Genomic DNA, 1682 nt, shown 5'->3' on the forward strand with positions numbered 1-1682 from the left:
CGGTCGGGGTGGAAGTTTGAGACGCCGATGGCGCGGGCGAGTCCTTCTTTGTTCAGGTCCTGCATGGCGCGCCATTCGCTGTAGTAGTCCCCGAGCGGCTGGTGGATCAGGTAGAGGTCCAGGTAGTCCAGTCCGAGGCGGTTCAGGGAGTTCTGGAAGGATCGCTTGGTGTCGTCGTAGACGCTGCCGGTGGGTGCATGCTGGATCCAGAGTTTGGTGGTGATGAACAGTTCGTTCCGGTTGATCCCGCTGGCCTTGATCGCGGCGCCGACGGCGTCCTCGTTGCCGTAGGAAGCAGCAGTGTCCAGGTGCCGGTAGCCGGTGGCCAGTGCTGCTTCGACTGCGGCCTGGGTTTCTTCTTCGGGGATCTGGAATACGCCGAAGCCGAGGATGGGCATTTCGATGCCGTTGTTGAGAGTGACGTTTTTCATGGGTTCGTCCTTACTGTCGCTTTGTTGAGGTTTAGGCGTGGGTGGTGGTGTGGGCGGTCTGGTAGTCGTGCTCGCTGACGGGTTCGAGCCACGTCGCGGTGTGCCCGTTGTCGTTTTCGACCAGGGCCAGGTGGCACATCAGGCTGTCCTGTGTTGCGCCGTGCCAGTGTTCTTCCCCTGGCGGGGTGTAGACGGTGTCTCCGGCGCGCATGAGGATGACATTCCCGTCGCGGGTGGCTACCAGTCCCGCTCCGTCGGTGCAGTGCAGTGTCTGGCCTAGTGGGTGGGAATGCCAGTGGGTGCGGGCGGCAGGGCTGAAGCGGACCATGGCAGAGTTCAGCCGTGAGGGATCTTCACCGGACTGCAGTGCGTTCAAATACACGTCGCCGGTGAATTTTTCGGTGGGCCCCTTTGAGGTGGGGCCCGGAATCGCGAGACGCATTGAAGTTCCTTTCGAGAGACTGGCGTGGATCAGTTCCTGGTTGGTTGGGAACGACGCTGTGGTGCCAGGGATACGACGACCAGGATGACGAGCAAGACCGGGGTGGCACCGAGACTGGCGCGTAGCCCTGACATGAACTCGCCACTGGCCAGGACAGCACCGAAGATGGCCACACCCAGGGACCCGCCGACTTGACGGGCGGTGTTGACCACCCCGCTGGCCGTGCCGGCACGTTCGACAGTGGCGTTATCCATGACCTGGGCAATGATCGGCGGGACGGTGAACGAACCACCAACGCCGACCGGGATCATGAACGCTGCGACGACCATGACCGGTGCATCCGCAGGAAGCAGACACAGGCTGATCAGGCCGGCAGCCATGATCAGCTGGCCCGCGGCGATCATCGCCACGTGCCCATACCGGGCCATCAGGCGTGCCACCCAAGGGTTCAGGATGGCAACAAGAGCCGTCATCGGCAGGAACAACAAACCGGTTTCCAGAGCAGAGGATCCGCGTTCCTGCTGGAAATAGAGGCTTTGCACGAACACGATGCCGTAGAAAGCAGCCATCGTCACCACAGCGATGATCAGCGCGGTGGACACTGCCCGGGACCGGAACAGATCCAACGGGATCATTGGGTGCCGGCCTTTGGATTGGGTGGTGACGAAAGCTGCGATTGAGATCGCGCTGATGCCGAACAGTGTCAGGATGGCCGGGCTGCCATATCCTGCCTCAGCGCCTTCGATGATGCCGTACGTCAGTGCCGCCAGTGCTGCGACTGCGGTGACCTGACCGGCCCAGTCGAAGGG

3 protein-coding genes are annotated in these 1682 nt (G+C 62.1%); all 3 read right to left on the reverse strand.

What is annotated here, in order from left to right; genetic code table 11:
- The coding region (locus tag HP499_RS23930; protein ID WP_172326521.1) for an aldo/keto reductase at nucleotides 1–431 on the reverse strand (431 nt) is incomplete at its 3' end.
- A gap of 31 nt (nucleotides 432–462) precedes the next feature.
- Nucleotides 463–873 (reverse strand): cupin domain-containing protein, encoded by a 411-nt coding sequence (locus tag HP499_RS23935; RefSeq protein WP_172326522.1) that lies wholly within the window; start codon nucleotides 871–873, stop codon nucleotides 463–465.
- 29 nt (nucleotides 874–902) lie between these two features.
- Nucleotides 903–1682 (reverse strand): MFS transporter (locus tag HP499_RS23940; RefSeq protein ID WP_172326523.1); only part of this gene is annotated, 780 nt, incomplete at its 5' end.

Source organism: Paenarthrobacter sp. CM16 (assembly GCF_013179505.1).
GTDB lineage: Bacteria > Actinomycetota > Actinomycetes > Actinomycetales > Micrococcaceae > Arthrobacter.